Source organism: Pseudomonas sp. PvP028 (assembly GCF_017832255.1).
In the GTDB taxonomy this organism is placed as follows: Bacteria; Pseudomonadota; Gammaproteobacteria; order Pseudomonadales; family Pseudomonadaceae; genus Aquipseudomonas; species Aquipseudomonas syringae.
Map to the genome: position 1 here is coordinate 3,141,989 of NZ_JAFIBL010000001.1, position 22,901 is coordinate 3,164,889.

The 22,901-nt window shown below is 59.3% G+C and carries 26 protein-coding genes; 14 read left to right on the forward strand and 12 right to left on the reverse strand.

Annotation, left to right across the window (positions count from 1 at the left end; genetic code table 11):
- Positions 1–16: 16 nt before the first annotated feature.
- Together JOE34_RS13915 and JOE34_RS13920 are read left to right on the forward strand one after the other, a co-directional pair.
- Positions 17–319: a SelT/SelW/SelH family protein gene (locus tag JOE34_RS13915; protein WP_003314703.1), complete on the forward strand. Its 303-nt coding sequence runs from the start codon at positions 17–19 to the stop codon at positions 317–319.
- A gap of 93 nt (positions 320–412) precedes the next feature.
- Entirely contained in the window at positions 413–1,234 is an 822-nt protein-coding gene (locus tag JOE34_RS13920) for a UDP-2,3-diacylglucosamine diphosphatase (protein WP_209995982.1), read from the forward strand.
- A 153-nt stretch (positions 1,235–1,387) separates the two neighbouring features.
- On the opposite strand, the gene JOE34_RS13925 is transcribed toward JOE34_RS13920, so the two are convergent.
- Together JOE34_RS13925 and JOE34_RS13930 are read right to left on the reverse strand one after the other, a co-directional pair.
- On the reverse strand, positions 1,388–1,699 hold the full coding sequence (locus JOE34_RS13925; protein ID WP_003393857.1) for a DUF962 domain-containing protein: 312 nt from the start codon (positions 1,697–1,699) through the stop codon (positions 1,388–1,390).
- Between the two features lie 572 nt (positions 1,700–2,271).
- Positions 2,272–3,726, reverse strand: coding sequence for a TrkH family potassium uptake protein (locus JOE34_RS13930; protein WP_003314706.1), 1,455 nt, complete (start codon positions 3,724–3,726; stop codon positions 2,272–2,274).
- Between the two features lie 173 nt (positions 3,727–3,899).
- On the opposite strand from JOE34_RS13930, the gene JOE34_RS13935 reads away from it, so the two are divergent.
- Positions 3,900–4,460: a nitroreductase family protein gene (locus tag JOE34_RS13935; protein ID WP_017278346.1), complete on the forward strand. Its 561-nt coding sequence runs from the start codon at positions 3,900–3,902 to the stop codon at positions 4,458–4,460.
- Here JOE34_RS13935 and JOE34_RS13940 read toward each other — a convergent pair whose 3' ends face one another.
- The 5 genes from JOE34_RS13940 to JOE34_RS13960 form a co-directional block, all read right to left on the reverse strand.
- On the reverse strand, positions 4,461–5,810 hold the full coding sequence (locus tag JOE34_RS13940) for a HAMP domain-containing sensor histidine kinase (protein ID WP_016568665.1): 1,350 nt from the start codon (positions 5,808–5,810) through the stop codon (positions 4,461–4,463).
- Positions 5,811–5,896: 86 nt separating this feature from the next.
- On the reverse strand, positions 5,897–6,376 hold the full coding sequence (locus JOE34_RS13945; RefSeq protein ID WP_003314709.1) for a Spy/CpxP family protein refolding chaperone: 480 nt from the start codon (positions 6,374–6,376) through the stop codon (positions 5,897–5,899).
- Between the two features lie 149 nt (positions 6,377–6,525).
- Positions 6,526–7,203, reverse strand: a complete 678-nt coding sequence (locus JOE34_RS13950; protein ID WP_003424789.1) for a response regulator transcription factor — start codon at positions 7,201–7,203, stop codon at positions 6,526–6,528.
- An 87-nt stretch (positions 7,204–7,290) separates the two neighbouring features.
- Entirely contained in the window at positions 7,291–7,590 is a 300-nt protein-coding gene (locus JOE34_RS13955) for a YciI family protein (protein WP_017278347.1), read from the reverse strand.
- A gap of 1 nt (position 7,591) precedes the next feature.
- On the reverse strand, positions 7,592–8,188 hold the full coding sequence (locus tag JOE34_RS13960; protein WP_003314713.1) for a septation protein A: 597 nt from the start codon (positions 8,186–8,188) through the stop codon (positions 7,592–7,594).
- A 65-nt stretch (positions 8,189–8,253) separates the two neighbouring features.
- Between JOE34_RS13960 and JOE34_RS13965 the strand changes: the two genes are divergently transcribed.
- From JOE34_RS13965 to JOE34_RS14010, 10 genes are all read left to right on the forward strand, one after another.
- Complete coding sequence (locus tag JOE34_RS13965) at positions 8,254–9,117, forward strand: PHP domain-containing protein (RefSeq protein ID WP_003314714.1); 864 nt, start codon at positions 8,254–8,256, stop codon at positions 9,115–9,117.
- 13 nt (positions 9,118–9,130) lie between these two features.
- Positions 9,131–9,760, forward strand: a complete 630-nt coding sequence (locus JOE34_RS13970) for an L-threonylcarbamoyladenylate synthase (protein WP_003424791.1) — start codon at positions 9,131–9,133, stop codon at positions 9,758–9,760.
- 119 nt (positions 9,761–9,879) lie between these two features.
- A complete protein-coding gene (locus tag JOE34_RS13975; RefSeq protein WP_203417524.1) occupies positions 9,880–10,578 on the forward strand; it encodes a ScpA family protein in 699 nt (232 codons plus the stop codon).
- 15 nt (positions 10,579–10,593) lie between these two features.
- The gene (gene scpB, locus JOE34_RS13980; RefSeq protein WP_003404130.1) at positions 10,594–11,361 is read left to right on the forward strand and encodes an SMC-Scp complex subunit ScpB; all 768 of its coding nucleotides are present in this window, start codon (positions 10,594–10,596) and stop codon (positions 11,359–11,361) included.
- Positions 11,362–11,665: 304 nt separating this feature from the next.
- Positions 11,666–11,857, forward strand: a complete 192-nt coding sequence (locus JOE34_RS13985; RefSeq protein ID WP_003314720.1) for a DUF1289 domain-containing protein — start codon at positions 11,666–11,668, stop codon at positions 11,855–11,857.
- 184 nt (positions 11,858–12,041) lie between these two features.
- Entirely contained in the window at positions 12,042–13,274 is a 1,233-nt protein-coding gene (gene rluB / locus JOE34_RS13990; protein WP_024648258.1) for a 23S rRNA pseudouridine(2605) synthase RluB, read from the forward strand.
- 17 nt (positions 13,275–13,291) lie between these two features.
- Positions 13,292–13,549 (forward strand): hypothetical protein, encoded by a 258-nt coding sequence (locus JOE34_RS13995; protein ID WP_229621075.1) that lies wholly within the window; start codon positions 13,292–13,294, stop codon positions 13,547–13,549.
- Positions 13,546–14,955: an amino acid permease gene (locus JOE34_RS14000; protein ID WP_004416880.1), complete on the forward strand. Its 1,410-nt coding sequence runs from the start codon at positions 13,546–13,548 to the stop codon at positions 14,953–14,955. The genes JOE34_RS13995 and JOE34_RS14000 overlap by 4 nt, the downstream gene beginning before the upstream one ends.
- A gap of 31 nt (positions 14,956–14,986) precedes the next feature.
- Complete coding sequence (gene arfB / locus JOE34_RS14005) at positions 14,987–15,400, forward strand: alternative ribosome rescue aminoacyl-tRNA hydrolase ArfB (protein WP_003314723.1); 414 nt, start codon at positions 14,987–14,989, stop codon at positions 15,398–15,400.
- A 581-nt stretch (positions 15,401–15,981) separates the two neighbouring features.
- Positions 15,982–16,929 (forward strand): IS110 family transposase, encoded by a 948-nt coding sequence (locus tag JOE34_RS14010; protein ID WP_209995143.1) that lies wholly within the window; start codon positions 15,982–15,984, stop codon positions 16,927–16,929.
- A 329-nt stretch (positions 16,930–17,258) separates the two neighbouring features.
- Here JOE34_RS14010 and JOE34_RS14015 read toward each other — a convergent pair whose 3' ends face one another.
- The 4 genes from JOE34_RS14015 to phhA all read right to left on the reverse strand — a co-directional run bounded on the left by JOE34_RS14015 (position 17,259) and on the right by phhA (position 20,422).
- Positions 17,259–18,458, reverse strand: coding sequence for an MFS transporter (locus JOE34_RS14015; protein ID WP_046266073.1), 1,200 nt, complete (start codon positions 18,456–18,458; stop codon positions 17,259–17,261).
- 140 nt (positions 18,459–18,598) lie between these two features.
- Positions 18,599–18,778, reverse strand: a complete 180-nt coding sequence (locus tag JOE34_RS14020; protein WP_004416884.1) for a hypothetical protein — start codon at positions 18,776–18,778, stop codon at positions 18,599–18,601.
- Between the two features lie 454 nt (positions 18,779–19,232).
- Positions 19,233–19,589 carry a 4a-hydroxytetrahydrobiopterin dehydratase gene (locus JOE34_RS14025; RefSeq protein ID WP_003342603.1) on the reverse strand — a complete coding sequence of 119 codons (357 nt, stop codon included), beginning with the start codon at positions 19,587–19,589 and terminating at the stop codon, positions 19,233–19,235.
- 35 nt (positions 19,590–19,624) lie between these two features.
- Entirely contained in the window at positions 19,625–20,422 is a 798-nt protein-coding gene (phhA, locus tag JOE34_RS14030; RefSeq protein WP_046266074.1) for a phenylalanine 4-monooxygenase, read from the reverse strand.
- A gap of 266 nt (positions 20,423–20,688) precedes the next feature.
- Here phhA and JOE34_RS14035 point away from each other — a divergent pair, with 266 nt between their 5' ends.
- Positions 20,689–22,266 (forward strand): sigma-54-dependent phenylalanine hydroxylase transcriptional regulator PhhR, encoded by a 1,578-nt coding sequence (locus JOE34_RS14035; protein ID WP_046266075.1) that lies wholly within the window; start codon positions 20,689–20,691, stop codon positions 22,264–22,266.
- 98 nt (positions 22,267–22,364) lie between these two features.
- Here JOE34_RS14035 and JOE34_RS14040 read toward each other — a convergent pair whose 3' ends face one another.
- Positions 22,365–22,631 carry a DUF2790 domain-containing protein gene (locus JOE34_RS14040; protein WP_003342597.1) on the reverse strand — a complete coding sequence of 89 codons (267 nt, stop codon included), beginning with the start codon at positions 22,629–22,631 and terminating at the stop codon, positions 22,365–22,367.
- Between the last annotated feature and the right edge of the window lie 270 nt (positions 22,632–22,901).

Here is a 22,901-nt window from a genome sequence, read left to right on the forward strand (position 1 = left end):
TCCGAAGGGGACGCCCATGTCTGTCGAAAAGCCTGAAGTCATCATCACCTATTGCATTCAATGCCAGTGGCTATTGCGCGCCGCCTGGCTGGCCCAGGAACTGCTGAGCACATTCAGTGATGATCTGGGTAAAGTCTCGCTGCAGCCAGGCACCGGCGGCGTGTTCCGTATTACCTGTGACGGCGTACAACTCTGGGAACGCAAGGCCGATGGCGGCTTTCCCGAAGCCAAGGTGCTCAAGCAGCGGCTGCGTGACCAGATCGATCCGGCCCGCGACCTGGGCCACAACGACCGCCATACTCCGGCAGACCCTCAGTAATACAGGGCAACTGTCACGACATCGCCACGCACGTGTCACATTCGGTTAACCGGCATGCTCCACTCTTCTGGAAACCCTGCCGGAGGTCGTCACATGACCAGTGCTCAGCTCGCCACACCCAGCCGCAAACAGCGCGTGCGCACCTTGTGGATTTCCGACGTTCATCTGGGCACACGTGATTGCCAGGCTGAGCACCTCTCCGCGTTTCTCAAGCGCTATCAGGCTGACAAGGTGTACCTGGTCGGCGACATCATCGATGGCTGGAAACTGCGCTGCGGCATGTACTGGCCACAAGCACACACCAACGTGATTCGCCGCTTGCTGACCATGAGCAAGCGCGGCACCGAAGTCATTTACGTCACCGGCAATCACGATGAATTCCTGCGCCGTTACTCCAAGCTGGTGCTGGGCAACATCCAGTTGGTGGACGAAGTCGAACACGTGACGGCCGATGGACGTCGTTTTCTGGTCATTCACGGCGACCAGTTCGACGTGATCACCCGATACCACCGCTGGCTGGCCTTTCTGGGCGACTCGGCCTATGAATTCACCCTGACCCTCAACCGCTGGCTCAACCACTGGCGCGCCAAATACGGCTATGGCTACTGGTCGCTGTCGGCGTACCTCAAGCACAAGGTCAAGAGTGCGGTGAATTTCATCAGCGATTTTGAAGAAGCCATCGCCCACGAATGCGTGAAGCGCGGGCTGGACGGGGTGGTCTGCGGGCACATCCACCATGCGGAAATTCGCCAGGTGGGCGGCGTGGAATACCTCAACTGCGGCGACTGGGTCGAATCCTGTACCGCCCTGATCGAACACCTGGACGGCAACATCGAACTGTTCCGTCTGGCGGATGCGCATTTGAAGGCGCAACAGGTTGCGGTCGAGGAACCCGCCAGCGAAACGCTTGCCTGAAGCAACCGGCCTAGGCTCTGTACGAAAAGTCGGCGAGCGAAGGTCAGGCAAGGCAAAAACAGGCGAGGAAGCGGAGTCTACGTGTTGTAAATGAGCATTCCGAGCCTGTTTTTAACGAAGCATCACCGAGCGCAGCCACTTTTCGTACAGAGCCTAGAAAGGCACCTTACCCAAGAGCATGTCGCGATACATCACGAAGTCGCCGAGCAGACTGTAAAACGGATGCTTGAACGTGGCCGGACGGTTCTTCTCAAAAAAGAAATGCCCGGCCCACGCGAAGCCGTAACCCGCAACCGGCAACAACCACAACAACCCCCAGCGGCCGCTGCCCACACCAAACGCCAGCAGGAAAATCACCAGAGACGTACCGACAAAATGCAGACGCCGGCTGGTAGCGCTGCTGTGCTCGGCAAGATAGAAAGGATAGAACTCGGCAAAGCTCGAAAAACGCCTGATGGTATCCACGGTGCCTGTCCTCGTGTGGGTTCTTATTGTTATACACAAATTTAGCCGACTGTCGTGCCGATGTGGAGCATTCGAGTCGTGCTCATGTTTACGACTATCGTGCCAATGCTCTGCGTTGGCACGCAGTTCGTGACGTTCCGCGTTACAAATCCAAGATGCGAAACACCGTCATGCCTTACCCGCGGCCGCTGCCAGCGAAGCGCTTTTCGACCACGATGGCACTGACGGCGCAGAGTGCGACGTAAGTGACGGCTGAGTCCTGGCACTGATACGGGGGTAACTCGGCAAGGATGCCGAGTTAGCCGCATCCGGGCCATGGATGGCCCGTTGCGGCGACCCCCGGAGCAGTGACAGGGCGAAGGAACCCGACGAAGTCGGGCCGGAAACGGAGCTTGGGGCTTTGGTCACTTTGGCCCCATCAAAGTGACTCGCCGAGGGGCGAAAAGGTGACCTGAGCCGAACGCCAATCCACCTGACATTGCAGAACCACTGTGTGACGCGGAGCGTCACGAACTGCATTCCCACGCGGAGCATGGGAACGATAATGCCTTACCCGCGGCCTCTGCCAGGCCTCAATGCCGCCAGAATGCCGGTACACAGAGCACCAACACAGTAATGATCTCCAGACGGCCAAGCAGCATGCCGCCGGACAGAATCCATTTGGCCGCATCCGGCAGGGTAGAGAAATTGCCCGCCGGCCCGATGACCTCACCCAGCCCTGGTCCCACACCCGATACCGTACTGGCAGCGCCGGTCAGCGCCGTCATCCAGTCCAGCCCGAGCAGCGACAGCATCAGCGCGATCAGACAGATAGTGATCGTAAAGAAAAACGAAAAGGTCAGGATCGAGCGCACGATCTCATCGTCCAGCCGATGGCCATTGTATTTCTGCTTCATCACCGCGCGCGGATGGATCAGTTGATTGAGGTTGGTCTTGAGCAGAATGTAGGCCACCTGAAAACGGAAGATCTTCACTCCGCCGGCTGTCGAGCCAGAACAGCCGCCGATAAAGCCCAGATAAAAGAACAGCATCAGCGAGAAATTACCCCACAGGCTGTAGTCACCCAGTGCAAAACCCGTCGTCGTCACCACCGAGGTCACGTTCAGCGCGACATGGCGCAGCGCCTCGGTCCACGGCAGGTCCGTGGTATTGGCGTACCAGACCGTCATGACCAGCCAAGTGATCAACAGCAGCCCGATCAGGCCCTGAACCTGCTCATCCTTGATCAACGCCTTGCGGTTGCCACGCAATGTCGCGACATACAGGGTAAAGGGCAGGCTGCCAAGGATCATCACCACGATCGCCACCCAATGCACCGCCGGTTGCGGCCATTTGGCCAGCGACTGGTCGGAGGTGGAGAAGCCGCCTGTGGAAATCGCCGACATCGCATGGTTGATCGCGTCGAACAGACTCATGCCCGCCGCCCAGAAAGCCAGACTGCCCAGCGCGGTAAAGCCGACATAGGCGAGCACGATGAACTTGGCCACCATGTGCGAGCGGGGCATGACCTTTTCCGAGCGGTCCGAGGACTCGGTCTGAAACAGACGCATGCCGCCGATGCGCAGCAGGGGGAGAATCGCCACGGCCATACCGATGAAGCCGATACCGCCCAGCCAGTGCAGCATTGAGCGCCAGATCAGAATGCCCGGCGACATGCTGTCCAGATGGCTGAGTACTGTCGAGCCGGTGGCCGTGATGCCGGACATGCTCTCGAAGAACGAGTCGGTGTAACTGATGTGCTGGGTCAGCAGAAAGGGCAGGGCGGCGAAAATGCACACCACGATCCAGCTGGAGACGGTCAGCATGTACATGTCCCGAGGGCGCAACTGAACGTTGTCGGGGCGTCCGGGCACCACCAGCGCCAGACCGGCGATAAAGGTGATGGCGCTGGCCCAGAGAAACTCGCGCAGATCTTCGAAACGGTCGTAGATGACCAGCGTGGCCATGGGCACGATCATGGCGACAGCCAGGGTGATCAGGAAGATGCCGATAATGAAACCGATGATACGCAAGGTCGGCAACGACATGACAGGCTCTGGCTGGTGTGAGGAAAGGCGCCATTCTACCTGCGCTTGAGGGCATGTAAACCGGCGCGGCCGAGGACCGGCTTCAAGCGCAGAGGTAACGAATTGTGCGTCGCACTCGTTATTGACGCTAAACAGGCTCTAGAATGCTCGATCACTTTTCAAGGAGACAGTCCATGCAGGCGCTCGACGTTTTGCTCAATCGTGTATCGGTTCCACGACTGGTCGACCCGGCCCCGGACGCTGCGCAGCGGGAAATCCTGTTCGGTGCTGCATTGCGCGCGCCGGATCATGGACAGCTTAAGCCGTATCGTTTTCTGACGGTTGAAGGCGCGGCCCGTGAGCGCATGGGCGAGATGCTGGCGCAGGCGCTGCAGGAGAGTGGTGTTGAAGTGACCCCTCAGGCGCTGGAAAAGGCCCGTCTTGGCCCATTGCGCGCACCTTTGGTGGTGGTCGTGATCGCGCGCTTGCAGGACCACTTCAAAGTCCCGCACTCGGAACAACGGATCACCGCCGGATGCGCCGCCCATGGCGTGTTGCTGGCAGCGTATGCACTGGGTATCGGTGCGGTCTGGAGGACTGGCGAGCTGTCCTATGCGCCACAGGTAGCCAAGGGCTTCGGCCTTGAAGCCGGCGAAGAAGTGCTTGGCTTTCTGTACCTGGGCACCCCGCTGAACCCGCCGCGCGAAGCACCAAAAGTCGATGTGGGCGGGTTTGTCAGCGAGTGGCAGGGCTGATCAGACAGCCGACGAACTGAGCGGCTCTCTGGGCAGATCCAGTGTGGCGATAAACCCGCCGTCCGGGTGATTGCCCAGCATAAGAGTGCCGCCATGTCGTTCCGCTGCGCGTTTGGCGATCGCCAGCCCCAGGCCGTGACCCGGGGTGGTCTGGCCGGGGGCTCGGTAAAACGGCTCGCCCAGTTGCGTCAGGTGTTCGTCGGCAACGCCTGGGCCATGATCGCGAACGCTCAGACGGATGTGATCGCCGACCTGAGTTGCCTGCAGATCGATGCGCTGGCCGCTCGGGTTGAAGCGCAGCGCGTTGCGCAGCAGGTTGTCCAGCGCCCGTTCGATCATGTCCGGCCAGCCTTTGAACTGCAGGTTGTCCTGCACATCAATGTGAATATTCTGATCGACACCGTCCAGCTGTGTGTCGCTCTTCAGGCGCTGCAGCAGCGCTTCGAGGTCGACGGGCTCCGGGCCGCGAAGCTCTGCGTCGAGGCGTGCCAGGGCCAGGATCTCGCTGATCAGCGCCTCCAGTCGGTCACATTCACGGCCCAGCCGTGGCCAAAGCTTTTCACGCTCGGCAGGCTCCGCACGTTCAGCCAGCGCCAGGGCGATGCGCAACCGGGCCAGCGGCGAGCGCAGTTCATGAGACACATCGCGCAGCAACTGGCGCTGGCTGCCAATCAGGCTTTGCAGGCGCGCACCCATGCGGTTGAAGTCCTTGGCCAGCACGCCGAACTCATCACGCCGGTTGGCCAGTTGTCCGAGGCTGTGCTGTTGATAGCTGGTTTGCCCCAGATCGTGCACTGCGCCGCGCAGGCGACTCAGCGGTCGGGTAATCGACAGCGTCACGAACAGGCTGAACAGGGTCAGGACCACCAGTGCAATGCCCAGCGCGCTCAATGGCCACATCAGACTCTGACGGTGCCACTCGTCGAGCTCCGGGTGCGGAACGCGGTAGATGAAGAGGTAGGTTTCGCCGGTCTTCGGGCTGCTGTACTCGGTGGCCAGACGGCGCCAGGGCAGTTTGCGCCCCTGCTCATCGTCTTCCCGCTGCCGTGCTTCCAGGGCTGCGGCGCGCGGCGGGAAGGTGCCACGCACCATGGGCTCGCCGCTTTCGCTGAGCACTTGAGTGTCGATACGATTGCGTCGTTTGATGTCCTGAAGAAATTCCTGAGCGTTATCCGCTCCCTTGTCCTCGAAGCGTTGTGTCCACTGTTCGGGCAACGAGTTGAGCACCGGGTGACGACTGAGGATCCACGCATCCTGATTGAGCATATGCCCCATGAGCACCGACAGGCCGCCTACCAGAGCGATGGCCAGCCAGAAGCTGGCCAGGATTCGCCAGAACAATGAACGCACGGGATTTCCTCGGTCTCAGTAAAAAAGCCCGGCATGCGTGCGCATGCCGGGTTGTGTTCAACTCATCGGGCCGCGAGGCCTGATGGTTACAGCGTTTTTGCTGCTTTTGCCGCTTTCCAGGCCTTGAACTCGGCCCATTCGGCGCGACGTTCATCTTCTTTCTTCTTGATTTCGTCAAACTGCTTCTGCTGGTCAGGCCTCAGCAGTGCACGAACTTCGCTGTCGGTCTTGGAGCGTTTGGCTTCGATTTCGTCATGCATTGCTTTCTGGTCGGCAGCAGGCATTTTTTCCAGGTAGCTTTGGGTGATTTCGCGGCGCTCGTGTCGTTGCTCGCGCATCAAACGTTCGATCTGCTGACGCTGTTCACGTGTCAGGTCCAGCTCACCCATCGGTCCCATCGGGCCAGGGCCGCGGTCCATACGTGGGCCAGGGCCGCGGTCATCGCGATCCATGTGCATGGCAGGTCCGTCAGCATCCGGGCCACCGGCAGGTGGCGGTGGTGGTGCGGCCATGGCGATGGTCGGCAGGGCAGTAGCAAACATCAAAGCGATCAGGGTCTTGCGCATTGTGTATCTCCTTGTCTCTAGTGCGGCTCGATGCCGATGAGCCCAGTTTAGGGAGATCAAGGTCAAGCGCAGTCAGCGCTTGGTAAAGCTTGTGTAAGGGCAGCTGCAAGTTGTCAGCTTCAAGCTTCAAGCTTGAAGCTTGTAGCTGCTCAAAGAGCATAATAATAGCCGCGGCTGCGCAGCGCGACGATGCGTGGGCGGCCGTCGGAGTGCGGGCCGATTTTCTTGCGCAGGTTGCTGACGTGCATATCCAGACTACGGTCGTACAGGGTCAGCTTGCGGCCCAGGGCCAGTTGCGCCAGTTCCTGCTTGTCCAGCGGTTCGCCGGGCTGGCGCATCAATGCTTCCAGCAAGCGGCTTTCGGACACCGTGAGGGTCAGTTCCTTTTCGTCGACACTGACCACGCCGCGCATTGGACTGAAGGTCAGGTCGCCCAGTTCGAGCTGGCTTGACGACGCCACCGGATGACTGCGGCGCAGTACGGCGCGCAGGCGGGCAGTGAGTTCGCGAGGGTCGCAGGGTTTTGCCAGATAATCGTCAGCGCCCAGCTCCAGACCCAGGATGCGGTCCAGCGGCTCGCCGCGTGCCGAGAGCATGACCACTGGCAGGTCGGGGTGGTCGGCACGTAATTGCTTGAGCAACTCCAGGCCGCTGCCATCGGGCAGCATCACGTCCAGCACCACGGCAGCCGGGGCGGCGTCGGCCAATGCCTGACGCGCGCTGGTCCCGTCGTGACAGGCGCGCACCTGAAAGCCTTCCTGGCTCAGCCAACTGCTCAGCAGCTCGCACAGCTCTTGATCATCATCAATTAGTAACAGCTCGCTCATGACTCACTCAATTGGCCACTGCCGGGGTGCCGCGTGACTCTGCCTCGATCAGAAAGCAGAGCTGTTAAAAAAGTCGGTCGGGCAGGCTCAGGGCAGGACCTGCTTGAACGGTTTGACCACGACGTTCGCGTATACACCTGCGGCCACGAACGGATCGGCTTCGGCCCAGGCCTTGGCGGCGCTCTGCGATTCGAACTCGGCAACGATCAGGCTGCCGCTGAAACCGGCAGCGCCGGGCTCGTTGCTGTCGACTGCCGGGTGTGGACCTGCCAGCACCAGACGGCCTTCATCCTTGAGCGCGTTGAGGCGCTCCAGGTGTGCCGGGCGAACGCTGAGGCGTTTTTCCAGCGAGTTTTCGACGTCGGTGGCGATGATTGCGTAGAGCATGTCAGTCCTCGGATTTGGTCGTATTGGGAGCGGTGTCGTGCAGGTGGCGTGACAGGTAGATCCCCTGGCCGACCAGGAAGATCAGGGTCATGCCCAGGCTGCCGAATACTTTGAAGTCGACCCAGAATTCCTGATAAGTGAAGGCCACATACAGGTTGGCTGCGCCACAGAACAGGAAGAATATGATCCAAGCGATGTTGAGGCGGGTCCAGATCGCCGCCGGCAGGGTCAATGCATGACCCATGATGCGCTGGATAAGCGGCCGGTCGCCGATGAAATGACTGCCGGCAAAGGCGACGGCAAACAGCCAGTTGACCACCGGGGCTTTCCATTTCAGAAAAGTTTCGCTGTGGAAGGCCAGGGTCAGGCTGCCGAACACCAGGCACGCCACCAACGTGAGCCACTGGCTTTTTTCCAGCTTGCGCTGTTTGACGTAGAGAATGCCGTAGACCACCACCGAACTGATGATCAGCATCGCCGTTGCACTGAAAATGCCGCCTACCATATAGGTATTGCCGAGGATATCCACGGCACGCGGCTCGGTTTTGTAAACGATGAAGAACAGCAGCAGCGGGATGAAGTCGATGAATTGTTTCACAATGGCAGCCAGAAGCAGGATGTGGCGGCATAATAACAAACATCAATGAACACGAAAGCCTCACTATGAATGTAGACCTGCACTGTCACAGCACCGCTTCCGACGGGGCACTCTCGCCCACGGCACTGGTCACGCGTGCTCATGAAAACGGCGTGCGCGTCCTTTCGCTGACCGACCACGACACCCTTGAAGGGCTTGAAGAGGCCCGTGCAGCGGCGCATTCATTGGGTATGCAACTGGTCAACGGGGTGGAGCTGTCCTGCACCTGGGGCGGCGCGACCATTCATATTCTGGGTTACGGATTCGATACCCAGGCCCCGGCGCTGACCGAGGCCATCAGCCGTTTGCATGAAGGACGCTGGCTGCGTGCGGAAGAAATCAGTCGCAAATTGGCGATCAAAGGTATGCCTGGCGCGCTGGAAGGCGCTCGCGCGATTCAGCAGGAACTGGGTGACAGTGGTAATGCGCCCGCGCGTCCGCACTTTGCCGACTTCATGGTGCGCTCGGGTTTCGTCAAGGATCGCGCCGAGGCATTTCGCAAATGGCTGGGCGCGGGCAAACTGGGCGATGTGAAGCAGCACTGGCCGACGCTGGAGGACACGGTCGCCACCTTGCGGGCGTCGGGTGCATGGGTCAGCCTCGCGCATCCTTCACATTATGACTTTACCCGCAGTAAACGGCGTAAACTGGTCGGCGATTTCGTCCAGGCTGGTGGGCACGCCATAGAAGTGGTCAATGGCATGCAGCCTGCCGATCAGGTCGGCACCCTGGCCATCCTTGCACGCGAGTTCGGTCTGCTGGTTTCTGCCGGCAGCGACTTCCACGGTCCTGGTACCTGGGGCGAGATCGGCACTTATCGCCCCGTGCCTGAAGATCTACCGCCTTTGTGGTGCAGATTCAAACATGAACAGCCTACTGCCTCCGTCTGAACAGGAAGTAATCGTGAGTCAATTTTTCCAGGTCCATCCGGAAAACCCGCAGCCGCGCCTGATCAAACAGGCCGCTGAAATCATCAAGGCCGGCGGGCTGGTGGTGTACCCGACAGATTCGTCCTATGCATTGGGTTGCCAGATCGGTGACAAGAGCGCCATCGAGCGTATCCGCCGCCTGCGCCAGCTGGACGACAAGCACAACTTCACCCTGATGTGCTGCGACCTGTCGCAACTGGGGCTGTTTGCCAAGGTCGACACCGGCGCGTTCCGTGCGCTGAAGGCGCACACGCCCGGGCCGTACACCTTCATTCTCAACGCCACCCGCGAGGTACCGCGTCTGGTGCTGCACCCCAAGCGCCGCACCATCGGCCTGCGTGTGCCAAGCCATCCCATCGCCCAGGCCCTGCTGGAGCAATTGGGCGAGCCGCTGATGAGCGTCAGCCTGATCATGCCGGGCGACAGCGTGCCGCTCAGCGATCCCTACGAGATGCGCCAGATTCTCGAGCATCAGGTCGATCTGATCATCGATGGCGGGATCGGCGGTATTTCGGCGTCCACGGTCATTAACCTGGCTGAGGGTGAACCCCAGATCGTTCGGGTCGGCTGTGGTGATCCGACGCCTTTCGGTGAACGCGCCTGATGACAGCCGTCGAGGCAGTCGACAGCCAGGCCGACGCCCAGCAAGAGCTGCCGTTCGCGCTGGTCTACGGGCGTGCTGTCACGCAGATGCCGCTGGACCTGTACATCCCGCCCGATGCGTTGGAGGTTTTTCTCGAAGCGTTCGAAGGGCCGCTCGACCTGCTGCTGTACCTGATCCGCAAACAGAACATCGACATCCTTGATATTCCCGTGGCCGAGATCACCAAGCAGTACATGGGGTACGTCGAGCTGATGAAAACCGTGCGCCTGGAGCTGGCTGCCGAGTATCTGGTCATGGCCGCCATGCTGGCCGAGATCAAGTCGCGCATGCTGTTGCCGCGTTCGGCGGAGGTCGAAGAGGAAGAGGGTGATCCGCGCGCCGAGCTGATTCGCCGCTTGCAGGAATACGAGCGCTTCAAGGCCGCCGCCGAGGGCATTGATTGCCTGAGCCGTGTAGGCCGCGATGTCATCGTGCCGAAACTGGACGCTCCCGAAGCCCGTGCACGCAAGTTGCTGCCGGATGTCAGCCTTGAAGAAGTGCTGATGTCGATGGCCGAAGTGCTGCACCGCGGTGACATGTTCGAAAGCCACCAGGTCAGCCGCGAGGCACTGTCCACCCGCGAGCGCATGAGCGACGTGCTGGAGCGTCTCAAGGGCGGCGGTTTTGTGCCGTTCGCCGAGCTGTTTACCGCCGAAGAAGGGCGTCTGGGTGTGGTCGTGACGTTTATGGCGGTGCTTGAACTGGTCAAGGAGTCACTTGTCGAGCTGGTCCAAAACGAGCCCTTTGCGGCGATCCATGTCCGGGCGCGAGCCGAGTAGAGCTAAAACACATTCATGAACCTCAACGAACCTCGCGAACTGGCCCCGCTGCTTGAAGCATTTCTGCTGGCCTCCGGAAAACCGCAGACGCTGGAGCGCCTGTATGAGCTATTCGAGGAAGGCGAGCGCCCTGAACCCCCGGTGTTCAAAAAGGCACTCGAGGTGTTGCGCAAGTCATGTGAGGGGCGCGCTTTCGAGCTCAAGGAAGTGGCGTCGGGTTATCGCCTGCAGATTCGTGACCGCTTTTCGCCGTGGGTCGGGCGGTTGTGGGAAGAACGGCCGCAGCGTTACTCCCGAGCCATGCTGGAAACCCTCGCGCTGATCGCCTACCGCCAGCCGATCACGCGGGGCGAGATCGAGGATGTGCGCGGTGTCGCGGTCAACAGCCACATCGTCAAGACCCTGCTCGAGCGCGAGTGGATTCGCGTGGTGGGCTACCGCGATGTGCCCGGCAAACCGGCGATGTTCGCGACCACCAAAGGCTTTCTCGACCACTTCAACCTGAAAAGCCTCGACGAACTGCCGCCGCTGGCCGACCTGCGCGAGATGGAAACCGAGCCGGTGCTGGATTTCGAAGAAGCGCCGGTGCCTGCGCACCTGCAAGCCCTGGCCGACGCCAGCCTCGACCCGGACGCAGAGCCAGAAGCCCCGCGTGACGAAACCAGCTTCCGCAGTCTGCTGGTGGAACTGGATTCGATGGAGCAGGGCCTCAAGACCGACTTCGACGACCTGCTGCGCGCGGAGCCAGAGCCTGAAGACGACAAAGGCGACGATGAGGTCTGATTGACTAGCGCTCCCACGCTGAAGCGTTCAGCGTGATACACAAGTCTCGTGGGAGCGAGCTTGCTCGCGAAGGCGATGGTGCAGGCTCGCTATTTTCGGATTCTGTAAGGGCCCTTTCGCGAGCAAGCTCGCTCCCACAATACCTGTATGTAGCCATGAGCGCTCTGCGTCCTCTTGATACCTCGTCCTGGAGCGTGCGGAACGATAATCAGAACTGTCTTGCCAACGCGCAGTGCACTTCGGTCGAATTCATGCGCCAGCCCAGGGTCACATCTGATACCACTCGCCATGAGATTCGCTGCCCATGAGTTCGACCAAGAACCCCTGCATCAGCCTGTGCAAGTTCGATGATGATATTTGTCTGGGCTGCGGTCGCAGCAAGCGCGAAATCAAGTCCTGGAAGAAGCTCGACAAGGACGACAAGCGCACGGTGCTCGATGAGTCTGCCAAGCGGCTGGCGAAGCTCAAGACCGCCGGTCGCAAAAAGAAGAAGTGATTCGGGCATTTGCCGTTGACGCCGGATGCGTAAACCAGCGCAGGGGCGTATGATGGTCGACCCTCGGCGATCAAGTGTCGCCCGGGCTTTCAAGTATTTCGCCTTGCCGCTATCCACAGCGCGCCGGGTACAGGTCTTGCCGGTTCTCGGCCAGCCCTGATTCGACACACCGGGAGGTGCCCAGATGAGTGAAAAAGACAAGCAGGACAGCCAGGAAATCGGACCCGCAGGCGAAAAGCTGCAGAAGGTTCTGGCGCGCATTGGCGTGGGTTCACGCCGTGACGTGGAAGCCTGGATTACCCAGGGCCGTATCAAGGTCAACGGCAAGGACGCGACCCTCGGTCAACGCGTCGACCTGCATGACGCCATCAGTGTCGATGGTCGCGTCATCAAGCGCGAAGAAGCGGCCGAAACGGTCCGTCGCGTCATTATGTACAACAAGCCCGATGGTGAAATCTGCACCCGTGACGACCCTGAAGGCCGTCCGACCGTGTTCGATCGTCTGCCGCGCCCGAAAGAAGGCCGCTGGATCAACATCGGTCGTCTCGACATCAACACCACTGGCCTGCTGATGTTCACCACCGACGGTGAACTCGCCAACCGCCTGATGCACCCGTCGTTTGAAATGGACCGTGAATACGCGGTTCGTGTGCGTGGCGAAGTCGATGACGACATGTTGCTGCGCCTCAAGAACGGTGTGATTCTCGAAGACGGCCCTGCGCGCTTCACCGATATCCAGCAGGCACCGGGCGGCGAAGGCTTCAACCACTGGTATCACTGCGTGGTGATGGAAGGCCGTAACCGCGAAGTGCGTCGTCTCTGGGAATCCCAGGGGCTGGTGGTCAGCCGCCTGAAGCGCGTGCGTTACGGGCCGGTGTTCCTCAACTCCGACCTGCCGATGGGCCGCTGGCGCGAAATGAGCCAGTACGAAGTCGACATTCTGGCAGCCGAAGTCGGTCTGCAACCTGTGGCCCAGCCGCAGATGAATGCCAAGACCAAGGACAAGATGGAGCGTCTGCAGCGTCAATCGTCCCGTCCGTTGGGCAAGGGCGAGCGCGTTGTCCGTACACTCCGTCCTGCCGCTGGTGCTCCGGCGACCGGCGGCGAGCGCGCACCGCGTCAGCCGCAGATCACCGGTAGCGAGCGTGATCGTCCGCGCGGTGGCGATTCGACTCAGCGTCCTTCGCCGCGCAAGGATTCGGGCAAGCCCGGTTCACGCGCGCCGCGTCCGGCCGACAACAGCCGTGGTACGCCGGTCGCCGAGCGTCCGAGCGACATGAACAAGCGTCCGGCCAAGCCGGGCCCGAAGCGTGTCGGCATCAAGCTGGTCAACGATGATGCGCCGTCAGGCAAGCGTCGTGGCCCACCGGCAGGTTCAGGTCAGCGTCCGGGCTTCGGTCGTCGCAAGCCTGAGTGATCGCTCGGTGTGAATGAATGGCAACGCCAGTCCACAGGGCTGGCGTTGTCGTTTTCGTCGCTCTGAAAAGCGCTGTCACACTGCCGTCGCGCATCGACCTCCCTGTTTTGAACCTCAGCCGGGTTGCACGTGTACAATGCTGCGCTTTTTTCTGTGAAACAGTGCTGTTCAACGCTTTAGGCCATCCGCCTCTGGCGCTGCAATTCTGTTGCGCCACGAGCGCAGCAGGTTCTATTCCGTCACAGAACAAGATCGATCAGGTGGCTATTGAATGAGTGAAACAACCTCACCCTCGGGCGAACTGAAACGTGGCCTGAAGAATCGACACATCCAGTTGATCGCCTTGGGCGGTGCCATCGGGACAGGCCTGTTTCTCGGTTCGGCGGGCGTGCTGAAATCAGCCGGGCCGTCGATGATTCTCGGTTATGCCATCTGCGGCTTCATCGCTTTCATGATCATGCGCCAGCTGGGCGAGATGATCGTCGAAGAGCCGGTCGCCGGCTCGTTCAGCCACTTCGCGCACAACTACTGGGGCGGTTTCGCCGGGTTCCTGTCGGGCTGGAATTGCTGGCTGCTGTACATCCTGGTCGGCATGTCCGAGCTGACCGCCGTCGGCAAATACATTCATTACTGGTTGCCGGACATCCCGGGCTGGGTCTCCGCGGCAGCCTTCTTCGTGCTGATCAATGCCATTAACCTGACCAACGTCAAGGTCTTCGGCGAGACCGAGTTCTGGTTCGCGATCATCAAGGTGGTGGCGATCATCGGCATGATTGCGCTGGGCAGTTACATGCTGGTCAGTGGCAGCGGCGGCCCGCAGGCCTCGGTCAGTAACCTCTGGGAGCATGGCGGATTCTTTCCCAATGGTGTCAGTGGTTTGGTGATGGCGCTGGCAATCATCATGTTCTCCTTCGGCGGCCTGGAGATGCTCGGTTTCACCGCTGCCGAAGCCGAACAGCCGAAGACCGTGATCCCAAAGGCGATCAACCAGGTCATTTACCGCATCCTGATTTTCTACATCGGCGCGCTGGTGGTGCTTTTATCGCTGACGCCGTGGGATAGCTTGCTAGCCAGCCTCAATGCGTCTGGCGATTCCTACAGCGGCAGCCCGTTCGTGCAGGTGTTCTCGATGCTCGGCAGCGACACGGCTGCGCACATCCTCAACTTTGTGGTGCTGACGGCAGCGCTGTCGGTCTACAACAGCGGCACTTACTGCAACAGCCGCATGCTGGTGGGCATGGCCGAGCAGGGTGATGCGCCCAAGGCGCTGGCCCAGGTCGACAAACGCGGGGTGCCGGTCAAGGCGATCTTTGCCTCTGCCGCCGTGACACTGGTCGCGGTTCTGCTCAACTATTTCGTGCCGCAGCAGGCGCTGGAACTGTTGATGTCGCTGGTGGTGGCCACGCTGGTGATCAACTGGGCGATGATCAGCTACTCGCACCTGAAATTCCGCCAACACATGAACCGGACCGCCCAGGTGCCGCTGTTCAAGGCGCTGTGGTATCCGTATGGCAACTATGTGTGCCTGGCCTTTGTGGTGTTTATCCTCGGCATCATGCTGATGATCCCCGGCATCCGCATATCGGTCTATGCGATACCTGTGTGGCTGGCGGTGATGTGGGTCTGTTACCGGGCCAAAAACAGGCGTAGCGTTGTCCTATCTGCACAGTCTGGCAAATAGCCTTGCCCGTTTCCGAGAAGAAGAGACCCCTATGCTGGTGATTTCCAACAACGTTCATCTGCCGGATGCAGAGATCGAATTGACCGCTATCCGTGCTCAGGGCGCGGGCGGGCAGAACGTCAACAAGGTCTCCAGCGCGGTGCATTTGCGTTTCGACATCAACGCCTCATCGCTGCCGCCGTTTTACAAGGAACGGCTGCTGGCGTTGAGTGACAGCCGGATTACCAGCGACGGCGTGATCGTGCTCAAGGCTCAGCAGTATCGGACCCAGGAGCAGAACCGTGCCGATGCCTTGCTGCGTTTGAGTGAGCTGATCGTCAACGCGGCCAAGGTCGAAAAGAAACGCCGCCCGACCCGTCCGACGCTCGGCTCCAAGACCCGGCGCCTGGAGTCCAAGAGCAAACGCGGCTCGATCAAGGCCGGACGCGGGAAAGTGGATTTCTGAGGTGTTTTTCAGTCTCGTGCCACGCAGTGCTCAGCGCTATACAAAAGCCTACGCTTGATTCTGGCCGCAGGCCGTGGGAGCGAACTTGTTCGCGAAAGGACCCGTACCGTCGCAAAAGATTTAGCGTTCAAAACAATGCCTTCGCGAACAAGTTCGCTCCTACAAAAGCCCTCACGCTCGAACGTAGCGAACTTGTTCGCGAAAGGGCCCGTACCGTTGCGGAAGATTTGGCGTTCAAAACACCACCTTCGCGAACAAGTTCCTACAAAAGCCCCGTTCCCACGCTCGAACGTAGGAGCGAACTTGTTCGCGAAAGGGCCCGTACCGTCGCAGAAGATTTAGCGTTCAAAACAATGCCTTCGCGAACAAGTTCGCTTGTATGGTAAGACTTGAAGGGAGGAGGAGGGACTTAGTTCGCTTCTGACTGTTCGCGCAGTACAGACCCGTAGGAGATTTCACCCCTCCTCCTTTCACCCAAGCGCCGATAAAGAATGCTTAAGGCTCACAACCTACGATAGAAACAAGCCTGCGCCTCTGGGTGGCCCCTTCAAGTCTGTAAACCTTATCCCCGAGGAGGCGTTATGGCAATGCGGGTTACTCTGGAAAAACCGATCATCGGTGTAGATGTCGCCAAGAATGAGCTGGTGATCTACCACGATCAATATGATCGACTTGAGGCAATCCCCAATACCAAAGTCGCCATCACCCAATGGCTGAAGGCCTTGGCGAGCAGCTGCGCCATCGCCATCGAAGCCACTAACGTCTATCACGTCCTGTTCGCGGATGCGGCCCACGAAGCAGGCTGTGACGTTTATATGGTGGATGGCTATCAGCTCAGTCATTACCGTAAAGGCGTCAACATACGCGCCAAAACCGATGCCCAAGATGCTCGTTTGTTGGCCCGATACCTGAAAAACGAGCTTGATGAGTTGCGGCCCTGGATACCTGCGAGCCCGCTTTATCGGCAGCTTCTGAGCCTGTTCCGACGTCGTGCAGCCTTGGTTCAGGCTCGTACTGGCCTGGTACAAAGCTGGACCAACGAGCCTTTTCTGAGAACAGCGTTCGCCAATCAGGTCAACTCGATGAAACGATTTGAGGCGCTCGTTGAAAAGAAGATTCGCGATGTACTGCAGGAAGCCGGGCTGATGAGGCAGGTCAACCGCTGTATGAAAGTAGAAGGGATCGGCTTTCTGACTGCAGCTCGCTTGGTCACTTCTTTTCAGCGAGGCGAGTTCAGCGGAGCGAACGCCTTTATCGCGTTTCTTGGGCTGGACCTGAAAGTATCCAAATCAGGGCAAAGTGATGGACCTCGTCGATTGACCAAACGCGGCGATCCAGAAGCCCGACGGTTGCTGCACAACGCGGCTATGTCCGGGAGCCGTACGCCGGCCTGGAAGCCTTTTTATGAAGAGCAGAGAAAGCGTGGCTTTAGTACAACTCAAGCGCTGGTCATGCTCTCCCGAAAGTTGGCTCGAGTAGTCTTCGCTCTGTTAAAGAACCAGAGCGAATATCAAACAAAAGTGGCTTGAGGGCTTTGCCAAAACCATAGAATCTCCTACAAAAGCCCCGTTCCCACGCTCGAACGTAGGAGCGAACTTGTTCGCGAAAGGGCCCGTACCGTTGCGGAAGATTTGGCGTTCAAAACACCACCTTCGCGAACAAGTTCCTACAAAAGCCCCGTTCCCACGCTCGAACGTAGGAGCGAACTTGTTCGCGAAAGGGCCCGTACCGTCGCGGAAGATTTGGCGTTCAAAACAATGCCTTCGCGAACAAGTTCGCTCCTACGCCCTGCGGGCAGCAGCCTGAAAACTCCGCTTTTCGGGCTGTTCAGGACCTGTATGACTATGAGCACCGATCATTACTGGCGCAGCACCTGCGCCTGCTTGTACAGATAAACGCTCAACGCCAGCCCGGTGAATGACGCCAGTGCCGCGAACAGGAAGATCGAGACGAAGCCGAAACCGGCGGCAATGGCGCCTGCCAGTGGGCCGGTGATGCCCAGTGACAGGTCGATGAACAGCGAGTAGGCGCCCACTGCAGCGCCTCGGCTTGACGCCGGGACCAGATTGACCGCTTCCACGCCCAGCGCCGGGAACACCAGCGAAAAGCCGAAACCGGTCAGCGCCGCGCCAGCCAGTGCCAAGTCCGGAGTGGGCGCAAGCCACAGCAGCAAGAGCCCCAGGCTTTCCACGGACATACAGACAATCGCCACTCGAAAGCCGCCCAGGCGATTGATCAGACTGCCGAACAGCAGGCGCGCGGCGATGAAGCTGCCACCAAACAGCGTCAGGCACAGCGCGGCGTTCGGCCAGTGGTTGCTCGCGTAATACAGGGTGATAAACGTCGCGATAGTGCCGAAACCGATACCGCCCAACGCCAGGCCCATGCCATGCGGAAACACTCGTCCGAGTACATGCATGAATGGTAGTCGCTCGCCCTGCACGATCGGCGCGGGCTCTTTATGCCACGTCAGGTAGAGCCCCAGCGCGCACAGCAGCATGATGCTCACACCCACTGTCCACAGGCCGAGTTCGTCAACCATCCACACACCCAGTGGCGCACCGATGGCCAGCGCGCCGTAGCTGGCGATGCCATTCCAGGAAATGACCTTGGCGGTGTTCTGCGCGCCGACCCGGCCGATGCCCCAACCAATCGAGCCAGAACCGACCAGGCTTTCCGCCGCACCAAGGATCACCCGGCCAATCAGCAGAATCACCAGGCTCGCCATCGGCCAGCTGTCCAGCCACACCGGCACCAGCATGAACACACCGCTCAGCCCGCAACCGGTCAGCCCGATCTGCACAGCTTTCTTGCTGCCCAGATTGTCGATGATGCGACTCGACCAGGGGCGACTGATCAGCGTGGCCAGGTACTGCACGCTGATGACCAGCCCGGCGATGACTGCACCGAAGCCCAGATCACTGTGGACGTAGCCGGGCAGAACGGCGAGGGGGATGCCGATGTTCAGGTAGCCGATAAAGGTGAACATCACGATGGACACGACGGTCAGCGTAACGGCCATCGGGGTTTGTGGTGTGTTTTGCTGTGTCTCGGACATGGGGCGGGCTTTCATTCTTTTGCGGGCATGGCGTTCGAGCGGGCGGGGAAAAACCCTTAGCAAGCTCTCGAAGTGCTTATCATACCGATGCATCGGGCGATGCAGGTGCAACAGATTGAAATAAACCTGAATGGAGAGGGCTATTTGTCTCTGGGTGACACAAGGTGCGTCGTCACAAGAGCGGCCAAGGCGTTTTCCTGAGTACCGAAACGGGCGAGCAGGGCGCTCTGTTTTTCCGGGCTGAGGCGTGACCAGATCTCGATCATTTTCTCGGCGGTGCCAATCAGGGCGCTGGCTTGGGTTTCAGTGAAGTCGCTCATAAAAATCTGCTGTTTGCCTGTTGCTGGTTTTCCAGGCGTATTGAAAACCGGCAAAACCGTTTTTCGATACGCCTGAAAACAATCGCCTTCAGTCTTTGCGTCCGGCTTTTTGGCTGTCTTGAGCCGAGGGTGCTGCTTTCATTGCTACAAGTTGACCAAGCTCTTGCTGAGCCAGAGTCGACTGTTGTGGTTCCTGTTGGCCTGGTGGGAAGTTAGGGATTTCATGCATCGTCGTCGCTCCTCGCAAGGGGTTGCAGATAGAACCGTGCTTTAAAAAAGCATGCGCAGGATAACTCACTGAAAATGACAATCAGGATATTTTTTTACCCCGATTGCCCTGATCGTGAAACAAAATGGCTTTTTCACTGTCTGGCTTTTCGCCTCGCGAGGCGCTGAGCAGCTTGATTTCATTGGGCCGGACCGCGTGAGCAGGGTCCGCTGCCCGCTGATCATTTTATTTTCGGCCTTCTGCACCCTTGGCCACTTCATCCGTGCGCGCGGCCATGATGAAGTCGTTGCGATGCAGGCCCTTGATCGAGTGGCTCCACCAGGTCACGGTCACCTTGCCCCACTCGGTGAGCAGGCCCGGGTGATGGCCTTCCGCTTCGGCAATTTCGCCCACGGCATTGGTGAACGCCAGCGCCCATTTGAAATTCTTGAACAGAAACACTTTTTCCAACTGCATCACCGCGTCGCGGACCTCGATGTTCCAGTCCGGGATCTGCTTGAGCAGTTCCGGCAATTCGGCTTCGCTGACCTGCGGCGCATCGGCACGGCAGGCTTCACAGTGGGCTTGATTCAAGGTGGTCATAAGCAGAGTGTCCTTTTCGGATAGCGGGCCGAGCGTCAGGCGGCGTGGCTTTTGGTTTTAGGTGGAAACTTGGGAGCGTGCAAGCCCAACTGCATGCCTTGCCCGACCAGCGCCATGATGTCTTGCTGCGCCAGGTCGAACAGATGCTTCAGATCCGGCAGGACAAAGTACAGCGGTTGCAGAATGTCGATGCGATAAGGTGTGCGCATCGCCTCAAGCGGATCGAAAGGTTGGTGTTCGGGGGCTGCCGATAAGCTGTACAACGCTTCCTTCGGTGAAGAAAGGATGCCGCCGCCGTAGATTTTCCGTCCTTGCGGTGTATCGACCAGACCAAACTCGATGGTCATCCAGTACAGCCGGGCCAGGTACACGCGTTGTTCCTTGCTCGCGCTCAGGCCGAGTTTGCCGTAGGTGTGGGTGAATTCGGCAAACCATGGATTGGTCAACAGCGGGCAGTGGCCAAATATTTCATGAAAGATGTCCGGTTCCTGCAGGTAGTCCAGTTCTTCTGCGCTACGAATGAACGTCGCCACCGGAAAGCGCTTGCTGGCCAGCAGTTCAAAAAACGTCTGGAAGGGGATCAGCGCGGGCACTCGCTCGACCTGCCAGCCCGTGGTCGCGCCCAGAACCTTGTTGATTTCGCCTAGCTGAGGAATGCGATCGAGCGGCAGGCCCAGTTGCTCGATGCCGTCCAGATACTCCTGACAGGCACGTCCTTCGACGATCTCCATCTGCCGGTTAATCAGGGTGTTCCATACCGCATGTTCGTCCGCCGTGTAATCGATGAAACCCGAAGCGTCCGGCTCGCGTGCCACGTAAAGCGTCTGGGCCATGCTGATGTCCTCGAAAGGCTGGTGTTTTTAGAGTGTTCTTGTAAAAGCCTGTGTTCAGGAATAACCCGGTTTCGAGGGCGCGTCAGCGGGTGTGGGCAGGGCTGCGCATGGGTTTGATCACTGGTTCGTAACGAAAAGTTTACGCTTGCGATGGAAGAGGCTTGAAATCAAGCATACTGCCGCTCGCGAAGCGGGCATGCGTAACGTATTGTTGACATTAATTTTGCCGACTCATGAAAAACATACCCTCACAGGGACGATGACTCATGCGCATCAAGGTGCACTGCCAGAACCGCATCGGCATTCTTCGCGACATTCTCGATCTGCTGGTGGCTTACGGCGTCAACGTGGCGCGCGGTGAAGTGGGGGGCGAACACGGTGACGCGATCTATCTGCATTGCCCGAACCTGATCAACCTGCAGTTCCAGGCCTTGCGCCCGAAGTTCGAGGCGATCACCGGGGTGTTCGGCGTCAAGCGCGTCGGGCTGATGCCCAGCGAGCGCCGGCACATGGAGCTCAATGCCTTGCTCGGTGCGCTGGAATTCCCGGTGTTGTCCATCGACATGGGCGGGGCGATCGTTGCGGCCAATCGTACCGCTGCGCAGTTGCTGGGCGTGCGGGTCGATGAAGTGCCGGGCATGCCCTTGTCGCGTTACGCCGAAGATTTCGACCTGCCTGAGCTGGTGCGCGCCAGCCAGTCGCGGATCAATGGGCTGCGGGTCAAGGTATGTGGCGATGTGTTTCTTGCCGACATCGCACCTCTGCAATCGGAACATGACGACAGCGAAGCCATGGCCGGGGCCGTGCTGACGCTGCACCGCGCGGATCGGGTCGGCGAGCGCATCTACCATGTGCGCAAGCAGGAGCTGCGTGGCTTCGACAGCATCTTTCAGAGCTCGAAGGTCATGGCTGCTGTGGTTCGCGAGGCGCGGCGCATGGCGCCCCTCGATGCGCCGCTGCTGATCGAGGGCGAAACCGGCACTGGCAAGGAATTGCTGGCCCGCGCCTGTCACCTGGCTAGCCCGCGCGGCCAGTCACCGCTGATGGCACTCAACTGTGCCGGGTTGTCGGAGTCCATGGCCGAGATTGAGCTGTTCGGTTATGACCCTGGTGCGTTCGAAGGCGCGCGTGCGGAAGGGCGGCTGGGGCTGTTGGAACTGACCGCGGGCGGCACGCTGTTTCTCGATGGTGTAGGTGAGCTGAGCGCCCGTATGCAGGCCAAACTGCTGCGCTTCATTCAGGACGGCAGCTTTCGCCGGGTCGGCAGTGACGAGGACATGTTTCTTGATGTGCGAGTGATGTGTTCGACCCAGGTCGATCTTTCGGAGCTGTGCGCCAAAGGCATGTTCAGGCAGGACCTTTATCATCGCCTTAACGTGCTGTCGCTGCATATACCGCCACTGCGCGACTGTCTGGACGGTCTTGAGCCTCTGGTGGAGCATTTTATCGATCAGGCCAGCCGGCAGATAGGCTGTCCGCTGCCCGGCATATTACCTGCGGCCATCAAGCGTCTGAGTCAGTACCACTGGCCCGGCAATGTGCGGCAACTGGAAAACGTATTGTTTCAGGCCGTATCGCTGTGTGACGGCGGCAAGGTGCAGGCCGAGCACATTCGTTTGCCGGATTACGGCGTGCGACAAGGATTGAGTGAAGTGTCGCTGGAGGGCGGGCTGGGCGCTATTATCGGGCGCTTTGAAAAGTCGGTGCTGGAACAACTGTATGCGCAACATCCCAGCAGTCGCCAATTAGGCAAACGCCTGGGGGTGTCTCATACAACGATTGCCAACAAGTTGCGCGACTATGAATTAGGGCGCGAATCAGATCCGCATCCAGTCGATAAATAACTCGCTCATTGCTAGTCGTGTCAGCCACTTCGTGCATGCGCCTCGCACCTTATAAAGAGCGGCGAGGCGTCGTGCACAGGTTGCAACGGCAAGAAGCCTCAACCGTTGCTGCAGCCGTTGCCCATCACCTGATAGCCCATGGTGTGGCGCGCGCCTTGCGAATCTTCATACACCATGCGCGCAGGGACCACTGCGCAGACGTTAGGGATCTGGCTGATGGAAATAACCCGTGCGATATCCAGATGAGTGCCGTAGGTATATTGCTCGACACGCGCCTGTTGCGCAGCCACTTTGGTCTGCGATTCTTCGGCCATGGCGAAACTGCTGATACCGCACAGGGCCAATGCCACTAATAAAGCTTTCATTGTCGTTTACCTTTTTGAAAGTGAGCGCCGTCGCATCACGTTTTTGACGTCATGGGCTAAGGCGGTCTGATACGTTTTTCGAGTTGGAACAACACTGCGTGGGGGCAGTTGATGTCTGCCTTGTTGGCGGATCGAATTCTATGCCTGTTGCGACAGCGCATATATAAAGACTTTGGATAAGCGCTTTTATCAAAATGGTAATAATCTTGAGGGCAGCTGCAAGCTGCAAGCTTCAAGCTTCAAGCTTCAAGCTTTCGGGCTTTATGCTTG